At 50.0% G+C, this 17,405-nt stretch carries 14 protein-coding genes and 1 pseudogene; 10 read left to right on the top strand and 5 right to left on the bottom strand.

Going from position 1 to position 17,405, the window contains the following annotated elements:
* Positions 1 to 50 precede the first annotated feature (50 nt).
* Positions 51 to 578 carry a hypothetical protein gene (locus Abin_RS07570; RefSeq protein ID WP_146867675.1) on the bottom strand — a complete coding sequence of 176 codons (528 nt, stop codon included), beginning with the start codon at positions 576 to 578 and terminating at the stop codon, positions 51 to 53.
* A 520-nt stretch (positions 579 to 1,098) separates the two neighbouring features.
* On the bottom strand, positions 1,099 to 1,674 hold the full coding sequence (locus tag Abin_RS07565) for a P-loop NTPase family protein (protein ID WP_146867679.1): 576 nt from the start codon (positions 1,672 to 1,674) through the stop codon (positions 1,099 to 1,101).
* Positions 1,675 to 2,037: 363 nt separating this feature from the next.
* Here Abin_RS07565 and Abin_RS07560 point away from each other — a divergent pair, with 363 nt between their 5' ends.
* Positions 2,038 to 3,258, top strand: a complete 1,221-nt coding sequence (locus Abin_RS07560; RefSeq protein ID WP_048845754.1) for an HNH endonuclease — start codon at positions 2,038 to 2,040, stop codon at positions 3,256 to 3,258.
* A gap of 455 nt (positions 3,259 to 3,713) precedes the next feature.
* Here the strand turns inward: Abin_RS07560 and drt3b are convergent, their stop codons facing one another.
* Complete coding sequence (gene drt3b, locus Abin_RS07555) at positions 3,714 to 5,720, bottom strand: antiviral reverse transcriptase Drt3b (RefSeq protein WP_146867676.1); 2,007 nt, start codon at positions 5,718 to 5,720, stop codon at positions 3,714 to 3,716.
* Positions 5,713 to 6,945, bottom strand: a complete 1,233-nt coding sequence (drt3a, locus tag Abin_RS07550; protein WP_048845752.1) for an antiviral reverse transcriptase Drt3a — start codon at positions 6,943 to 6,945, stop codon at positions 5,713 to 5,715. Before drt3a ends, drt3b begins: the two co-directional genes overlap by 8 nt.
* A 733-nt stretch (positions 6,946 to 7,678) precedes the next feature.
* On the opposite strand from drt3a, the gene frmR reads away from it, so the two are divergent.
* From frmR to Abin_RS07515, 7 genes are all read left to right on the top strand, one after another.
* A complete protein-coding gene (frmR, locus tag Abin_RS07545) occupies positions 7,679 to 7,954 on the top strand; it encodes a formaldehyde-responsive transcriptional repressor FrmR (RefSeq protein WP_025829448.1) in 276 nt (91 codons plus the stop codon).
* Between the two features lie 41 nt (positions 7,955 to 7,995).
* Positions 7,996 to 9,105 carry an S-(hydroxymethyl)glutathione dehydrogenase/class III alcohol dehydrogenase gene (locus Abin_RS07540; RefSeq protein ID WP_003618980.1) on the top strand — a complete coding sequence of 370 codons (1,110 nt, stop codon included), beginning with the start codon at positions 7,996 to 7,998 and terminating at the stop codon, positions 9,103 to 9,105.
* A gap of 59 nt (positions 9,106 to 9,164) precedes the next feature.
* The gene (locus Abin_RS07535; RefSeq protein WP_048845750.1) at positions 9,165 to 9,566 is read left to right on the top strand and encodes a VOC family protein; all 402 of its coding nucleotides are present in this window, start codon (positions 9,165 to 9,167) and stop codon (positions 9,564 to 9,566) included.
* A gap of 24 nt (positions 9,567 to 9,590) precedes the next feature.
* Positions 9,591 to 10,418, top strand: a complete 828-nt coding sequence (gene fghA / locus Abin_RS07530; RefSeq protein WP_025829447.1) for an S-formylglutathione hydrolase — start codon at positions 9,591 to 9,593, stop codon at positions 10,416 to 10,418.
* A gap of 226 nt (positions 10,419 to 10,644) precedes the next feature.
* Entirely contained in the window at positions 10,645 to 11,034 is a 390-nt protein-coding gene (locus tag Abin_RS07525) for a hypothetical protein (RefSeq protein WP_020936718.1), read from the top strand.
* A 70-nt stretch (positions 11,035 to 11,104) separates the two neighbouring features.
* The gene (locus Abin_RS07520; protein WP_255319342.1) at positions 11,105 to 13,435 is read left to right on the top strand and encodes a TonB-dependent receptor family protein; all 2,331 of its coding nucleotides are present in this window, start codon (positions 11,105 to 11,107) and stop codon (positions 13,433 to 13,435) included.
* Between the two features lie 11 nt (positions 13,436 to 13,446).
* Complete coding sequence (locus Abin_RS07515) at positions 13,447 to 14,796, top strand: PepSY-associated TM helix domain-containing protein (protein ID WP_048845749.1); 1,350 nt, start codon at positions 13,447 to 13,449, stop codon at positions 14,794 to 14,796.
* A 2-nt stretch (positions 14,797 to 14,798) separates the two neighbouring features.
* Here Abin_RS07515 and Abin_RS07510 read toward each other — a convergent pair whose 3' ends face one another.
* Positions 14,799 to 15,500: an SCO family protein gene (locus Abin_RS07510; protein WP_084593531.1), complete on the bottom strand. Its 702-nt coding sequence runs from the start codon at positions 15,498 to 15,500 to the stop codon at positions 14,799 to 14,801.
* A 300-nt stretch (positions 15,501 to 15,800) separates the two neighbouring features.
* On the opposite strand from Abin_RS07510, the gene Abin_RS07505 reads away from it, so the two are divergent.
* Entirely contained in the window at positions 15,801 to 17,120 is a 1,320-nt protein-coding gene (locus Abin_RS07505; protein ID WP_048845748.1) for an AIPR family protein, read from the top strand.
* A 14-nt stretch (positions 17,121 to 17,134) separates the two neighbouring features.
* Positions 17,135 to 17,405: pseudogene (locus Abin_RS07500) on the top strand (IS701 family transposase); the annotation flags it as partial.

Below are 17,405 nucleotides of genomic sequence, written 5' to 3'. Positions count from 1 at the left end.
AGTTAGCTTACGAAAATGAATATCGTCCAAAGCGATTGAGGTTCACATTTTCATAAAGAAAAATCATGCCCCATCATCTTAATAAAAGCATTTAATATTGACCTATCGTCCCATTTCGAAGCTTGCTTTTTATCATTATGAGCGACAGATTTAAGAAATTTTGATAAATCAGCAGTGTAATCCTCATCGTCCCAATGAAATGTTGGTTCTGTTTTTGTTATTTCTATTATCTTATTTTTTATAATTTCTACGTTTACATTGGATACAACTTCGCTACTATAGGGTAAATTTTTAGAGTATCTTTGATCTATATTATCTGAAAGAGAATTCAATATCCTGCTTTCCGTAGCAGTTGCGTTTTCTACCCAATGCCAAACATACTTTGGATAATAACCGTGTCCTCTATGTTCCATGCAATAAGAGTTGGGGGCAAGCCAGAACCGGTCAATAATATTGTATGCTTTCCCAACTTTCCAGAAATATGCAGCATCTTCATTTCGGCTGGCTAGATGAAAAAATGATCCTGCTATATAGATGTGAGCTCTTGGTATTGACCTACGTTCTGAACCTGATTTCATAAAATCATCTCCTTAATTCGTAATTTTTAATAGTTGTTTCCTGTAAATGGACTAGGCATTGAAAATAGGGTCAATTTTCAACGAAAAAATGTCAAGCCTTGCAAGTGGACGTGAACATCTGCGAGATCGACATAAACGTTTGCTTCGAAGTTGTCTTAATCGAGAAGCCGACTGCCCGTTCACCCCCAAGGCGGACATGGAGAGCATCCTCGGTGTGAAACAAGTCCGACGAAGAACGGGCATATTTTAATCCAATTAAGTGACTTGTTATATCCTGATCAAGGTTACTTTCGTGGCGGTGGTCGGCCTGAAAACTAGGTTTCTCCCAATTAAGGGATCTCGACAAAAAACCTTCCTTTTCCGTGTGCCCACCTACTTGCGATAAATGGTAGAAGCGGACGTAGAATTTGTGGCGGAAAACCGTTGATTTTGGATATATACTACAATCGCTGGACTACTGTTTGTCAGTGCTATTTTTATGGGATTTAACGCAGTCAGAAGTAAACTTGCGGTATGCGCCTTAGGATTGTAATAGCTTTAAACCGTTAACGCGGTAAAAGTTGCTTAATGCTTTAGTGGTATTCAGTTCCACTTTTGGCAAGCTGATATCGTTGAATAGACGCTTGTAACGATTGCGATTGGAGCGGGTGGTGCCAATTATGTGACGTATCATACTCCATTTCATACTGTCATGGCTGCCCTCTAGCCCTCCCAGCCGCACTCCCTTGACCCAACAGCGCCGTAGATAGCGATATAGACTGACAGGAGTGGGAACATCAAGAAGGATAAATCCAGTTGCTCGTTCCAGGCGTTGTGGGAGCAAAGAAGAATAATTACCCTCAATAATCCAACTTGAACTTAAAATTTCCGCGTCATGAAGTGCCTTAAATTCTTCTGAGTTTCTGGAGAGCCAGTCAGTGTGAGGAAGGTGGCTCAATTGGTCGAGATGTACGGTTTTTAAACCGCGCACCCGTGAGATCGCGTCCGCCAGCGTGGACTTCCCGCTATTGGACGGCCCCATAATGCAGATACGTGGTCCTAGGTCATCAAGCATCATGATAATTATCCTATGCCTGCCCCAATGAAACAGCAACATCTGCGAAACGGCAGGAGTGGGGGGGAACGGAATGTCTGCTTTTGATAAGGCTATCGGTAAACTGGACACTCAAATGGACGACGCTCGCTAAGATATTGAACCTGTTCGAGGCCATCCCAGAAACTTGCCGGAATCCGGCATTTGGTTACGGAATAATTAGAGCTAAACGTTTAATTGAGTGTACGTGTATAAAACATATTCAGTTTGTTAATCACGACCGATTTCTCTCTATAGTGCGATATTGTTGCCGCTCACTACACACACCGACTCGAAAAGTTCTTTTGAAGGCAGAAAAAGCTGTAATCGTCCGTGACGTTGGCGCTGGCGTAATTATCGCGTCACAACGGGTAACTGGAGCTAATAATGATTCGGCAGAGGTTATTACAAGACAAGGTGCTTTGCATTTTCTGCGATAATGAAGTGGGCACTCGCACTAAACCTGAACATATTCTGCTCGACGCGCTAGGTGGGCGAATGACGACCAAATGGGCTGATTGCAATCACTGCAATCAATCCTTCGGTGGGACGATCGACAAGGTTCTGCCTGAGCAGTTACGCATGCTCCGCAACATGTTCCAGATGAAAAGCGGGAGCGGTCAACCTCCACCCGGTCTGTCCAAAATCCTCGCATCGACCGGAACGATCACTCTCGATTCTCGTGGTAGACCCAAGCGCGTTGGGGGTAAACCATTCACTATCACACCACTGGGCAACGAGCGCTATGATGTCAGTTTCAGCGTCGATAGCATGGAGGAATTTAGGAAATATGTTGCTCATGCCGCAGCGGCTATAGGCGTAACCGAGGATCATTTCTGGGCCAAAATTGAGGGACAGTACGCTTCCTTTCAGAACGAATATCCCGGCACACTTCACACTCGGATCCAGTGCGGCGGTGAGGAAGTCGTCCGCTCGATGGTAAAATCCAGCCTAGTCTTGCTGGCAACCCGTGTTGGGACGATGCCTTTAAAAGACGCGGCTTTTGCCCAAGCCCGCGACTTCGTCGTCAAGGGGAGCGAAGACTTCCTTCAGTGCTTCACCACTGTGGATGCTCGTGATTTTCCTGAATCTGCCTATCAGTATTTGCTGGAAAACCATGGGCCGATGTTCAATCTCATTTATGTCAGAAGCGATGATTATGGGCGAACTCTTGCCTATTATCACGCATTTAACATCGCTTCTTGGCAAATGGTGTTGGCTGAGAAAGGTGGGCCAAGGAATATTGAGATCGGGCTCGCATCCGATCCACTCAATCCGGCACGTTGGGACGGTGATCTGGCCGCCAAGGTGTCACTCGATTTCGACTGGCTCAACGCACCCGATGGCAGCAGACTCAATGACGTCTCGCTTGCGCGCGTGTCAACAGTTCTCAAGCTCCATCAGGATGTGAGCCGGGAACGAACTATCCACAATGTCCTCAATGATGTCCTGGGGCACTATTACGATGAAGGTGATATGATCGAGATGGATGAGAAGGGCAGAGCAGCCATAATCGAGATCAGTCAGAAGTTGGTCGCCGCGTTGATGCAGATTCCTACCAAGGAAAAATTTCTATTGAGACGGTCAAAACAACCTGGAGCAGAATAGTCCTACCGAAGGCGTAATAGAGAGGTGGCTGGTTCTGACGGAATCTGTGTGCCTGTTTCGCATTTTCCGAATAGATAGGCCGCTAAGGGGGGGAAGGCGGTCTGACCGCTTTGGAGTTCCCAGGCGATGTTTCCTGCCTTTCATTCAACTGCGTATGACGACCGCTTTGCGCAGGAAGCGAACAGTGGATCAAAGGCGTTCACGTCGCGGCTGATCGACACAACCAGCCCCTTGCGGAGTTCTCGGGTGAGCTTCCAGATACTACAGCGTAACGAACGATTGTGGGCGTTGGCGACAAAATAGGGCTTTTTGAATGCCAGCCAACGTAAGTGTGTGCATTGCTGCTCAAACCGAACTCTTACGCAGATTGTATACGGTCCACGCAGTTTGAACGGAATGTCTGTACCGCAATCGAGTTACGGCAAAACGTGGCTGACACCCGCACTTATGATATCTTAGGCGTAAACGCTGCTCAACTCTTTCTTTTCGATCATATTCAAAAGGTCGACGCCATCCCAGCGAACAAACCAATGCTGCTGTTGGATTTCGTCAACCAGTGTCTTGGCCTCCGTTGCACTTAAATTGCCGAGGTTGGAGCCCATCCTACTCCATGAAGCATGAAGCAATTCGGCTCGTTTCACTCTATCAAGATACGGACAAGCAAGCGCATCCAATAAAAGATGCACTATCTCCGAAGACCTATTCAGAGACTTCTCTGAAGAAACTCGCTGGCAGATAATTTCCCAGATTTCGTCCCTCTGGTCAGAGAACTGTGGTCGGTCACCATAGATGAATAGCTTCACGACCAGTTCGAAGTAGCCCACACTCCTTCGGTCCAGTTTAGCGAGTGAAATCAAATCATGCTCTAGTTGCCCATCTGCCCCAAACTGTTGGAGACTAATCAAAATATTGAGCAATTCTATTGGGATTACTGACTCTTTCGAGAGTAAACCTTCGAAGCTAGGCGCTCGAGCTAATTGTGATGCCCAACGAAGGGAGGCCTCTTTGAGAATATCAAAACCTTCGGGATCGTATTCTTGCAGATGCTGCGCAGCGCACACAATAGTGTGAGATAGGCGAAGCGACGACGCTACCGTTGGATGAAGTGTAAAAAAGTAAAATCCAACATCAAGCAAGAAAAAGAACATCTGTCGATAATTTAGATCGGAAACAGGCCTATCTTTTAAAGCCGAAAGACCAACATATCCCTCTGCGATATCGATAGCTTTCCTGCGCACGGCACCGATTATATAGTTTGCAACTGCGTCATAACCGAGTTCGGAGGCAAAGCATGCTGCCTTAACCTCTCTGGTGAGTTTTCCAAACAACGAACGGTATTTGTATATGTGTCTCGGAGACAATGCCTTTCTGCCACTTTCAGGCAAGAAGACAGACTCAAAGAGTTTTTCCCAATGATTGGCGAGAGATTCGTTGATCGCGTCTATAACGAGTGATTTTTTTGAATAGAATGGTCGCTTCTCGAATTCCCTCTTTCCAGTATTCAGGTGGAGATTATATTCCCGCAATGCGATTGATAGTTCATGCTCCACCAAATCGGCAGTCGCAGGATCATTAGTGAAAACATAGTAGTTGTCTACGTAGCGCCTGCACTCGTAATCGACACCATCACGTATGGGAAATCTTTTCTCCTCTAGACTTCGACGTGCATTTTGATCCACCTTGGCGAGTATGATTTCAGCAAAAATGCGACTAGCTTCCGGCCCTATGCAAATACCACTAGTTTCGTTGTGATTGAGTCGCTGCATTACCTTGTCGAAATTATTTCCGAAGCTTGAGGCGAATGTATTCTCTTTCGCCTCATCTTTACTCTTAGTTGCCCATGCCATTGAGTGCGTGTAAATGCTGTCAAAGCATTTGCTTATATCTAGAGACAGTTGATAACGATACTTTTTCTCTAGGCGAATGTGGTCATTTGAAGAAAAAAATTTGTATAGGTGATCATACCCTGAATATGAAAAGTAGCTGGCCGGGTTTCGGACCAATTTGTCCAGCCCGGTCATATCGACAGTTGCGTTCTTGTAGCGGTTTTTATCCTCCATCGAAGATGGCACAAAAAAAGAACTTCCAACTTTCTTCGGCGCACGAATGGAGAATGGTCCACGTCCCGCATATTCGCAGATCAGTTCCTCATACTTTTGATAGAACTCGGCCAAAATGGCCTGACCCTTCGGGTGTAGGAGGCTCAAGGTTCTGACGCTACGGGAATCCTTGACGATATTGTACCTGAGAGGAATAGTGTATCCTTTACCGTCATCGTCCAGCACAAGAGCAGTGATCATCTTCTTGAAATGCGCCGATTTCTTGGCTGCTCCATAAAGATTTTTGTAGAAGCCATCGTTGCTAACGATAATCGGAACCTCCAACGGTGATGTATCTGTAAGTACAACGCGCCATTTATCCGCTTTATCTAGCTTCACTCGTGACTTGCGCTTGCTAGGCATACTTCCAACACCCCATTAGGTGTGCCAACCGACTGGCGCTAAACCTGAAGTGTTCGCGGTTATTAAAGCCAGTGAAAAATGAGTACTTAAGCAATTCTTTTCTTTCTTGATTTGTCATAGCGAGTGCCAACCATCCACAAATGGGCCCAGAATTTGAAAGGACCATCCGAGAAAGGAACCTATCAAGCTCAACAAGCGCCGGAGCATTGCCTTCGATGAGTTTATAAGTGTGTTGTAGACCCGCACTTCGTCTCTTTTGCTGCCGCTCATCAAAGAACTGATAGCCACATGTCAATATACGGATACGATCTCTAAGGTCGTCAAAGTTTCCGTCAGATAAATACTGTAGAAGGGACTTCACAATTCGAGTCTTGTTCTTTTTTACCTTCGATGAAGCAATATCCAGATCAACTCGGCGCGAATACGGTCTGTCTTTACCCACTTGATAAACATTGAACTTGAAGCCAAGATAATCGAAGCTATGCTCAATAGATGGTGACTTTATATTCGCATTTCCAAAAGTATATGCCTTCGATTTTGAGAAGTTTAACTTCAAACCATTAGGTAAAATATCTTCAATTAATTTCTTAAGTGCCTTGGGGTTGTCCAAATGTGGCAAAATAACAACTATATCATCTACGTATCGTGCAAAGTAGTGTGGCTTTAGCACTTCGCGCATATGGCAATCAAAATCCTGCATGTAGAACTCGCTGAGTTCTGCACTTATTGCCAATCCTGGGGGCAGACCGCCCACGGAATTACTTCTACATTGATTAATTAAGGATTTTATTACCGATCCCGTGCTGGGCGCGGTCACAAGCCTCTTGTTTAGTTGGATAGATAGAAAATCCTGATCAACCGAAGGATAGAAGTTTTTTATGTCCATCTTTACAACGGTGAAAGGAATGCCTTCTTCACAGAACAATTTTAGACGACGAATGATCTCGATCCGGCTTCCCTGCTTTGACGCCGTGATTCGACGAATATTTTGAGCCGCCTTTCGTAATACCAGATCGCTTGCCAGATCGGTGACCTGGAAGACCGTTCGCCCTGCTAAGCTATTTGGGGTCAACGGCAAGTAAGCAAACCCATTGCGAGCAATCGCCACAGCCTGTGCTACTATAGCGGCCTTGTGGGCCTCGTTCTTCAAGGCCGGTTCTTTTAGAAAATCACTTTTATTCAACTGTCGGGCGAGTGCTGCGCCGCCGAATGTGGGATCATACATCAAAGTTCATAGGTGTTCGAGACAATACATTGTTCAATTCTATGATGAAACTGATCGAATAGGAAAGATGTAATTTCTGGAGGGCCTATGGAACTTTCGTACATGCGGCGGACGACTACCTTCCGTCAACTCTTGTCCAAACCGTGTTTCATGCATCTGGCCCGAAAGTCTGCATTGCACTGCCCCTTGCCGCACGCGGTTTCCGTGACGAGCGGCAGCTCCCAAGGAACCGGCCTCTCGGCTCCAGCTAAAAGGCGGAGCACCTCCAGCATCATCAAAGGGAGTCGGCTCGGGTCAGTCACGGCGCGATCCGCCGCACCGCCAGAGGCCTTAGCTGCCAGCCGACTGCTTCCTTCCTGATGTCCGCTACGCGGAAAGCTATTCATAGGCTCACGTGTCCGCAAAGAGGGCGATTGCCGCTTGTCTGCTTACGCCGCGCTAAGCGGACCTTCTGCTTTCGCCTCATGTCGGTCGTTTGGACCACAAGGTTGTTTGCCAAATAGCGGACATCAGCGCTTCAAAGCCTCGTTGCAGAGATTGTCTGGATCTCACTGATTGCACCTATTGAATGATCCCAAGACACAGACGGGCAACCCATGGACGTTGCGATGAAAATTTCAGCGATACGGAATTGTGATCGGATCATATGACAAGCACGCCCTTATATCCTCGTCATACTGCCCTATAGTATGACGAGGATACTCAAGGGTAGTATATTCGGGAGTAAGCGTTCGTGCCGCACACACCAGCTGAGAAAAAGCGCGTTCTGACCCGCGTGCGCCGTATTCGCGGGCAACTTGATGCGCTGGAACAGGCTTTGGAGAAGGGAACTGATTGCGGTCCGGTGCTGCAACAGGTGGCGGCTATCCGGGGAGCGATCAACGGATTAATGGCCGGTGTTCTCGAAAGCCACCTGCGGGAAGAATTTGTTGAGTGTGCCGGTGATCGTGATGCTGCCAGTGGTTCGATCGAGAATGTGGTGTCACTCGTTCGATCCTATCTCCGGTAATGCCCTCGATGCTGGCTGATAGGTTATTTGGAGAAAAAATCATGAAATCACGGGCCGCAGTTGCTTTCGAGGCGGGTAAGCCCCTTGAGATTGTCGAGATCGATGTAGCGCCTCCTCGTGCTGGTGAGGTGCTCGTGCAGATCACGCATACGGGTGTGTGCCACACTGATGCGTTTACCCTGTCAGGGGATGATCCCGAGGGACTGTTCCCAGCCGTTTTGGGTCACGAAGGCGCGGGAATTGTCATCGAGGTCGGAGAAGGGGTCACCAGCGTTGCCCCCGGCGACCATGTCATTCCGCTTTACACGGCGGAATGCGGTGAATGTCTGTTCTGTAAGTCGGGAAAAACCAATCTCTGCATTTCAGTGCGCGCCACACAGGGTAAAGGTGTGATGCCGGATGGCACGACACGCTTCTCCTACAAAGGTCAGCCGATCCATCATTACATGGGGTGTTCGACGTTCAGCGAATACACGGTTGTCGCCGAGGTTTCTCTGGCAAAAATCAATCCCGCATCCAATCCAGGGCATGTCTGTCTGTTGGGATGTGGCGTCACCACAGGGATTGGTGCGGTACACAACACGGCCAAGGTGCAGCCGGGAGATACGGTTGCCGTCTTCGGGCTGGGCGGGATTGGTCTGGCGGTGATTCAGGGAGCGCGACAGGCAAAGGCTGGCCGGATTTTCGCTATTGATACCAATCCGGAAAAGTTTGAACTTGCTAAAGCATTCGGCGCCACGGAATTCCTCAACCCCAAGGATTATGACAAACCGATTCAGCAGGTTCTTGTGGAAATGACCGGCTGGGGTATTGATCATACATTTGAATGTATCGGAAACGTCAACGTCATGCGCGCGGCGTTAGAAGCCGCGCATCGTGGGTGGGGGCAGTCGATCGTCATCGGAGTGGCAGGGGCCGGTCAGGAAATTTCGACCCGTCCCTTCCAGCTTGTGACGGGGCGTTCGTGGCGCGGCTCGGCTTTCGGTGGGGTCAAGGGACGCAGCCAGCTTCCCGGCATGGTCGAAGATGCCATGCGTGGCGATATCGAACTTGCGCCTTTCGTAACCCACACCATGCCGCTCGAAGACATCAATACGGCCTTCGATCTGATGCATGAAGGAAAATCCATCCGTTCCGTCATTCATTTCTAAGGTCTACGTCTCACCGCGCAACATCATTTCCAATGGTTGGAAATTACAGGAGAACGATCATGGCAGTTATTTCCGGTGACGATGTTTTCTCTCACGTTTTTCTTGGGGCAGTGGATACTGCGGTATCCGCGAAATTCTATGACGCCGCGCTTGCGGCTCTGGGCATAAAAAACCTGGGGCCGTTCGGGCATGGGTGGATTCTGTATGGCCGCGAAAAGCCAGCCTTCATCATTGCACGTCCTGGCAACGGTGAAGCGCCCTCAAGCAACGGTGTCACCATCGGTTTTGCAGCAGCGACACCCGCCGAAGTGGAGGCTTTTCATGCCGCAGGTCTTGCCAATGGGGGAACCGATGAAGGCGCACCCGGCCCGCGAAGCCACTTACCGGGCGCTTACGCTGCCTATCTCCGGGATCCGGCAGGGAACAAGATCTGCAGTTATACCTTCACGGACGGTAACTGACATGCGCAAAAGGCAGTGAGAGCCATGGAACGCAAGGAAACACACGCCTCTTTTGGGGGCGTGCAGGAAGTCTGGCGACACAAGTCCGTGTCGTTGGGTGTGGAAGCAAACTTCGCGATCTACCTGCCGCCGCAGGCAAAAACTGAAAAGGTTCCCGTTCTTTACTGGCTCTCCGGTCTGACATGTACGGAGCAGAACTTCATTGGCAAGGCTGGCGCGCAACGCGTGGCCGCAGAACTGGGCATCGCCATTGTCGCGCCGGATACCAGTCCACGGGGCGTGGGTGTGGCTGATGACGATGCGTACGATCTTGGACAGGGTGCCGGATTTTACCTCAATGCGACGCAGGAGCCGTGGGCTGCGCATTATCGGATGTATGATTACGTCGTCACGGAACTTCCTGCGCTGATTGAGGCGAGCTTTCCGGTTACGCAGCAGCGAGGCATTGCGGGACATTCGATGGGTGGATTTGGCGCCATCATGATCGCACTGCGTAATCCTGGCCGCTATCGTTCTGTGTCAGCCTTTTCACCCATTGTGGCGCCAACGCAGGTACCATGGGGTGAAAAAGCATTCAGTGCTTATTTGGGTCCGGATCGTGCCAGTTGGGTAGCCTATGACCCGCTTGAACTTGTGCGGACAGCGAAGGAAAGACTACCTGTTCTGATAGATCAGGGTCTGGCGGACCAGTTTCTGAAAGAACAGCTCAGGCCAGAACTGCTCCAGGAAGCCGCACGGAATGCAGGGCAGGAACTTATCCTGAATCTTCGTCCTGATTACGATCACAGCTATTATTTTGTAGCCAGTTTTATTGCAGATCATCTCAGATATTTCGTGAGTAAACTACGATGAATAGATTGTGAGTTTTTTGGATCCGGAATTTTTTGGCTTTGAGTGGAGATGAAATCTGTTAGGGGCATCTTTCAAACTGTAAAATCAGCTGACAGCTTTCTGCTCCTTCTATCCGGAATCAGACATGCAATGTTGCTCAAAGATCAGAGATGTCGTCATTGAATGGTAGGATTGAAGCGATCGGTATGGACTGGTTAACAGAGAGAACTTGATGTAACGGTGACACATGACTCCACGTGCTCACAGTCCAACTTACCTGCTGGCCTTCTGGCCTCTCGTATTGCTTGCACTGATTGCACGCCTGACATTTGGCGGAATTGCTTCCCCTGCGACACTAATCGACGATCCCCTCAACACCCTTACAAAGCTGAGCATTCTTTGCGACGATCTAAGCACTTCGTCTGATCCAGACGGACAGCACCATCGCTCAACTGCCCCCGATGATGACGGCTTTCTTCTGTCCGAAGCATTGGACCTGCTCGTTGTAGGCATCGTTTTCTGTCTTTTTGTGGGATTATGTGTTGCTGCCATTCGTCAGTCATGGATGTTCACATTCATCCGGGGGCCGCCAACACCAAAACGGACTTCTCTCTGCCCGCAGGGACCTCCTGCCTGATCTGAATTGAAAGAGCCGCTCACCTGCCATGCAGGTGAGCATTTTGTGCTGTCTCTTCAGGTCCCTTCACATGTTTCGTATTATTTATTTTTCACTCCCGTTTTACGGGACAATGGTCGCTGCCGCCATTTTCTCGGCTACCACTACCTACGCTGCCGTCGGCACAGAGAAGCCTCGCCCACCTTTGAGCAACCGTGTTCTTCCTGCGTCCAGAACCAAAAAAAATCCCTTCAAAACTGAACAGATTCTTGTAACGGGATTAAGTCGATCCTCTGCCCTTACGCGTCCCGCGGGCCAGACGACTTATAGTTCCGACAGAAATAGTTTCGCGAACCAGGTTAGCCAAAGTGTTGCCGATATGGTGGTGACCATTCCTGGCGTCAGCTTCACTCAGGGGAATGGCCCTCGCGATACGAACGTGTCCATTCGTGGCTCAGGAGATCGTCAATCATGGGGACTTAAAAATATTCAGGTTCTGGAAGATGGGTTCCCCATGACCCAACCCGATGGGACCGCCCGGGCCGATTTGATTGATCCTCATGCCTATCAGGGTGTGGATGTTTTCGAGGGGCCTGCCTCAACCCTGTATGGTAATTACGCCATTAATGGTGCCATCAATTTCCGCACGCGAAAGGGCACAGACATCCACGGACTGGAACTGGGCTCCGATTTCGGCAGTTTCGGGATGTTCAACAATTATGCAACGCTCGGTTTTGGCAATAGACACTATGATCTGATGATCTTTGGCAGCGATGTGCGTGGAAACGGCTTCATTGCCAATAGCCGTTATAATACCTCGACAGAAAATATGCGGCTGCGTGTCAATCTGACGTCATCGGATCGTCTTATCCTGAAATTCGTCAACAACGTCACGGATGCTTTTCTGCCAGCAAGAGTGTCACTCAACCAGTATCGGGCCAATCCTTACCAGCAAGGGTGCACCAATGCGTCCAGTGCGGCGGCAGGCTGCGCGTCTGTCAATCTGCTGGTCAATGGCCGCTATGGCGCGAAGGTTGCCATGAGTCCTGAAGCCGCCGGATTGGGCCGCTTTGATCGACGCACGGTGGTTGGCCTGCGCTGGGAGCATGATTTCAACAGCCACACAACGTGGCGAAACCAGTTTACTTACGATCAGCGCCATATCGATCAACCCACGTCGCCCACGGCGTATGTCGGTCCTTATAATTCCTATAATGTCAGTAGCGACATCACCAACCACGCCGAACTTGCTGGCAGAGCATTGGAAACGTTTGCTGGCGTCAGTTTTGATTATCTCGATTTTGGTTCGCAGACTTACAACATCATGCCCCTTGGCGGTGCGACACGGGGGGCCATGAGTTCCGAAAGCTACGGGCACCAGTGGAATCTTGGCGTACGCTTTCAGGAAGACTGGCATTTTGCACCTGACTGGCACATCGTCGTAGGGCTTGGCGGCACATATTCCGATATTGGCGCAACCGAAACACTCTATGGCTACTCCGCGATGGCCAGAAGCCAGCGAGCCATCACAGCCAATCGTTTCTATTTCAATCTCGCGCCAGAAGGCGCGTTGATTTATACGCCGTCAAAAGACTGGACACTGCATACCCGTGTCGGCACAGCCTATGGCACGCCATCTTCTTCCAATCTTTTCATTACGCAACAAGGGGAATACGGGAACAATACACAGCTGAAAAGCCAGACAAGTGTCGGTATTGATCTGGGCGCCGACTGGCACCCCTCCTCGACGGTCAGCATTCAGGCAACAGGTTTTTACGAGTTTTATAAAAATGAGTTGGTCAGCCAGTCTGCCGGGGTCAACACCGTTGGCTCCTACACTTTCAACGCACCTGCGTCTGAACATCGTGGTGTTGTTCTTGGTGTGGAGTGGAAACCTATGCCGAAAATGCTTCCCGGCGGTCGGGTTAAACTGAGTTACACCTACGATAATCAGGTTTATACCAATTACACCGAGGTTCTTTCCAACAGCACGCTCTCACGCAGCTTCAGCCGTAATGGGCACTATATCCCTGGGGTCATTCCCAATTTTCTTAATGCCCGCTTTCTTTACGACCAGCCTGACGGTTTACTGGAAGGGCTGGGCGGATATGCGGAAGTTACGTGGCGTGATTCTTACTGGCTAGATAACGCCAATCGTCTGAAAGCGCCGGGGTATGCGCTGCTTAATCTTGAAATGCATTATGATCCTCCCGCCCGGTTCGGCTGGGCGCATCGTTTGCACTGGTATTTCGAGGTGCAGAACGTTGCTAACCAGACTTATATCGCAGGTGCCACCAACATCAGCGATAAACTACAGGCCAGTGGTCAGCAGGCTGGTGCCACGACACTCATGAACAGCACAGGTTCCATCTACGCAGGCTCGCCCCGTGCGTATTTCGGCGGCGTGCGCATCAGGTTTTGAGGGATAGTACCATGACCATACACAGTGCCACTCTCTGGCCAGACCGTCGCACGCTCTGGCGCTGGCATTTCTTCGCAGGGCTGTTCTGCCTGCCTTTTGTGGCTTTTCTTTCTCTGACCGGGGCGGTTTATCTTTTCAAACCCCAGATTGATGACTGGATTGACTGGCGATATGACCATCTGCCCACAGTTCAGTCGCCCTCTCCCAAGCATGACGTTCAGGCTGCTTTATCAGCAGTGCCGCAGGGGGCTTTCCTGGCTTATGAACTTCCGCGGACTTCGGAGAGTGCCGCACGTATTCTGGTCAGCAGACCAGACGGAGAGGCCGTGCGGGTCTATGTGGACAGGAACACCCACACCATTTTGAAAACTGTTCTGGAAGAAAGCAGATTTGAGCGGCTGGTCTTTCGGCTGCACGGCCAGTTGCTTTTGGGTAATGTGGGTTCTGTCATTATGGAAATGGTTGCATCATGGACCATTATGCTCATCGTGACAGGCCTGCTGCTGTGGTGGCCACGTCATCAGCGCGGACTGGCAGGCGTTGTCTATCCACGTCTTGGAACAAAGGGACGGACCCGTTGGCGAGACCTCCATGCGGTCACTGGTGTTTGGACGTCAGTATTTCTGGTGCTGTTTCTGGTGTCCGGTCTACCGTGGTCTTTCGTCTGGGGACATGCCCTGCAATCGGTCGAGAACACGGTTGGTCGCCTGACCTCTGTCAAGGAGTGGGAAATTGGCGCGATTCCAGCCGCCACGGTCATAGCAGGGTACCCGGTCGGACAACCACATAACCTTCCCGTAAAAGACAGTATGGATATGCCCGGTATGGACATGCCAACCGTCTCCACTTTTCCGGCAGGAGACTTGCTAAGCAGCCTGAATACTGTTGTACAGACTGCGAGCACTCTTTCCCTGCCTGCTCCGGTAATCATTACACCGTCTGGCTCTCTGTGGACGGTGCGTTCCGACACACAAAACCGACCTTTGCGGAAAAGTGTGACGGTAACACCCGACGGCCATGTGATGACACAGGAAACGTTTGCCCAGAAAGGCTTTATGGATCGGATCATTGGCTACGGTGTAGCGGCGCATGAGGGCCAACTTTTTGGAGGGATAAATCAGGCTATCAACCTTTTAGTGGCAGTCGGCTTACTGATGATGAGCAGTGCAGCAACAGTGTTGTGGCTTAAACGCAAACCTGTGGGCTCCTTGGGGGTTCCGCCGGCCATGCCCTCTCAGAAATATGGGATTGTCGGTATGACGACCCTTGTCATTCTGGGGCTGCTTCTACCAGAACTGGGGGTCGCATTATTTGTTCTGGTTCTCGCAAACCGGATGTTTGCGAGATTAGGCCCGACCTGACATCAGGAGGATGGTAAAAGCCGTCTGAGTTCGCTTGCAATCTGATGGGCACTGGCATCAACGGGGATCATGCCAACCAGATGATTTTGTCCGTCCATGAGGTAAAGGAGCGAACTATGATCGACGAGATAGCCTGAACCATTGGGGGCACGACGTCGTGCTGAGACATGAAATGCCTTCATAACCGGCTGAAGCTGGCTTTCGGATCCAGTCAGACCGACAATATGAGGGGAGAAACGTTCAACATACTCCTGTAACACTGCAGGAGTATCACGTTCGGGATCAACTGAAATGAATACGGGAATAATGTTTTGTCCCCGCTTACCAAGCTCATCAAGAGCGGCTGACACGGTCGCTAGTGTCAACGGGCAGATATCTACACAGTGCGTATAGCCAAAATACAGAAGCGTATAATGCCCTTCAAAATCCGCCTGACTGACAGTCTGCCCATGACCATTAACCAGAGTGTAAGGCCCGCCAATCTGTGTATGCTGCTGCGACGTCAGAAATAGTCTTAGTCCCGCAGCCCCAGAAAACAGGAACATTATGATACAAAGAAGAGGAAATATCTTTTTCCACTCCTGTCGTCTCGAAAGAGGGACTTGCTTGGTTAATGCAATTTTTATGGGTTTCTTGCGAGTCATCGCGCCATCGTAGCAAACAGTACGTCGGACGACAGCAAGACATTTCTTTTCAATTTCCATGGCCGCTTTTTATTGCCTTCAAACATAAAGCCGACCTTCCGTTCTCCCCCCTGAACTGCCTGTCCGCTCAAGAAACGTGAAGCGGACAGGCGGCAGACGCCCTCATATCGGGCATACAGTTGCTAATATCGCTTTCCGCATAGCAGACATCAATCTTACTGCGCTCGGCTGGCAATTGGAATCTATCTACCGTCCGAACATTGTCTCCGGGCGGCTGTATGGATATCTTCCCGCGATATTGAATAGCAATCAGTTTTGGCCGGATCGGTGATTACGAAGTCGGCTACATAGGGACCAAAAATGAATGCGGGACAGACTCGAAAATACGCCATCCTGACACATATCCTTGATGAATATGTGCGACAGGGGAAGGGGGTTAAGAAACGTAGCTCCCTGTTCGACAGCAGTACGGAAGAACGGCAAAATCAGGCGCGAGCTCGAGCGTTCATCCATCTCTACCTGGCCGCGACCTACGGAATACTGAGTTTCGAAGACCGTGAACTAACGATAACGGATGGGAGCTATGACGGTGGGATCGACGCTTATCACATAGACACTGAAAACAAGATTCTAGACATCATCCAGTCTAAGTTCAGGGTCGGGTCTAGCAACTTTGAGTCCAAAAATATTTCTCCGGAAGAGATCATGTCGATCGATCTGGACCGGGTACTTAATGGGCATCGCCAGAGCATCGACGGGCAGAATTACAATGGTCGCATTCTGGCATTCATCGAAAAGCTTCAAAAGATCTCCGACATCGCGCGGTACAAGACACGAGTTACAATTCTCGCGAATGTCAAGGCTGAGCAATATGTTCTTGTCGAGCGGCTATTCCATGGAGACGAGACCAACATCGTCAACTTCGACCGCTGCTACGGCGAGTTGGTTATGCCGACCATCCGCGGCGAGCAATATTACACCTCAAGCATGCGGCTCCAGATTGATCTGAGCAACAAGTCCAACCGCTCCCGCTTGAGTGCGGAGATCATCACAGCACACGGACCTAGTGAGGTTACAGTCGTTCTTGTGCCGACGATCGAAATCGCTAGGATCATGTCACGATACAAGAACTCCATCCTGCGCTATAATCCGAGGTCTTATCTCGAATTCAGGGAGCAGCGGACGAACGAGGGAATCTACCATAGCATCGTCGACATCGATACCGGCGAGTTTGCGATTTTAAATAACGGGATTACCATTGTCTCGGATGAGACTTACGTGAACGAGCGTGTCGGATCTCAGAACCGAGCTCAAGTGGAGATCGTCAATCCTCAGATTATCAACGGCGGGCAGACCGCATATACCCTTGCGCGGATATTTGACGAAAGATCTGACATCGATCGCGAACGTCTCTTCTCTGGTAAGGAAGTGATGGTCAGGATCATAACGTTGCCGCAGATCAACGAAGAAGCAAAGAAAAACCTCATCCTGAGCATCTCGTCCGCCACGAATTCGCAGACGGCAGTGTCTTCGATCGACCGCACCGCGAGCAATGATCAAAACCGCGAGATCGCGGAAATCGTCTTCAGGAAGACCGGACTACTCTATGAACCGAAGCGCGGTGAGTATTCTGATGCTTTGAGGACTAGCACTACAGTTGCATTTTGTATTGAGTTCTGAATCTATGGGTAACCATGATTCAGGATATGATGAGTGGCGGTGCGTCAGTTGAAGAGACGCTGGATTTGTGGGCGTCCGGGCTTCGGTCCGCCAAGGAGCGGATCGCGCCGCTGTTTAGGCAGAAGCGTGTTGCGGCTTCTGCGTGCGCCTTCCTTGACGTTCTGATTGGCAATGAACCACGCAAGACGGGATGGATGCGAGCGGAAGCTGCAGGAGATCCTGGTCCATGGCGGCAGCAGGCGCTTCTGGGGCGCGGGCACTGGGATGCCGATGCCCTTCGCGATG

This window comes from Acetobacter indonesiensis, assembly GCF_000963945.1.
GTDB classification, from domain to species: domain Bacteria; phylum Pseudomonadota; class Alphaproteobacteria; order Acetobacterales; family Acetobacteraceae; genus Acetobacter; species Acetobacter indonesiensis.
This window is presented reverse-complemented; position numbering and strand designations above follow the sequence as displayed.

What these genes read in the sequence shown, in the direction of transcription:
- Abin_RS07570 (WP_146867675.1), bottom strand. Translation starts at nt 578, where the DNA reads ATGAAATCAGGTTCAGAACGTAGGTCAATACCAAGAGCTCACATCTAT.
- drt3a (WP_048845752.1), bottom strand. Translation starts at nt 6,945, where the DNA reads ATGTATGATCCCACATTCGGCGGCGCAGCACTCGCCCGACAGTTGAAT.
- Abin_RS07535 (WP_048845750.1), top strand. Translation starts at nt 9,165, where the DNA reads ATGGCAGTTATTTCCGGTGACGATGTTTTCTCTCACGTTTTTCTTGGG.
- Abin_RS07510 (WP_084593531.1), bottom strand. Translation starts at nt 15,500, where the DNA reads ATGGAAATTGAAAAGAAATGTCTTGCTGTCGTCCGACGTACTGTTTGC.
- drt3b (WP_146867676.1), bottom strand. Translation starts at nt 5,720, where the DNA reads ATGCCTAGCAAGCGCAAGTCACGAGTGAAGCTAGATAAAGCGGATAAA.
- Abin_RS07525 (WP_020936718.1), top strand. Translation starts at nt 10,645, where the DNA reads ATGACTCCACGTGCTCACAGTCCAACTTACCTGCTGGCCTTCTGGCCT.
- Abin_RS07565 (WP_146867679.1), bottom strand. Translation starts at nt 1,674, where the DNA reads ATGTTGCTGTTTCATTGGGGCAGGCATAGGATAATTATCATGATGCTT.
- Abin_RS07505 (WP_048845748.1), top strand. Translation starts at nt 15,801, where the DNA reads ATGAATGCGGGACAGACTCGAAAATACGCCATCCTGACACATATCCTT.
- Abin_RS07520 (WP_255319342.1), top strand. Translation starts at nt 11,105, where the DNA reads ATGTTTCGTATTATTTATTTTTCACTCCCGTTTTACGGGACAATGGTC.
- Abin_RS07560 (WP_048845754.1), top strand. Translation starts at nt 2,038, where the DNA reads ATGATTCGGCAGAGGTTATTACAAGACAAGGTGCTTTGCATTTTCTGC.
- Abin_RS07540 (WP_003618980.1), top strand. Translation starts at nt 7,996, where the DNA reads ATGAAATCACGGGCCGCAGTTGCTTTCGAGGCGGGTAAGCCCCTTGAG.
- fghA (WP_025829447.1), top strand. Translation starts at nt 9,591, where the DNA reads ATGGAACGCAAGGAAACACACGCCTCTTTTGGGGGCGTGCAGGAAGTC.
- Abin_RS07515 (WP_048845749.1), top strand. Translation starts at nt 13,447, where the DNA reads ATGACCATACACAGTGCCACTCTCTGGCCAGACCGTCGCACGCTCTGG.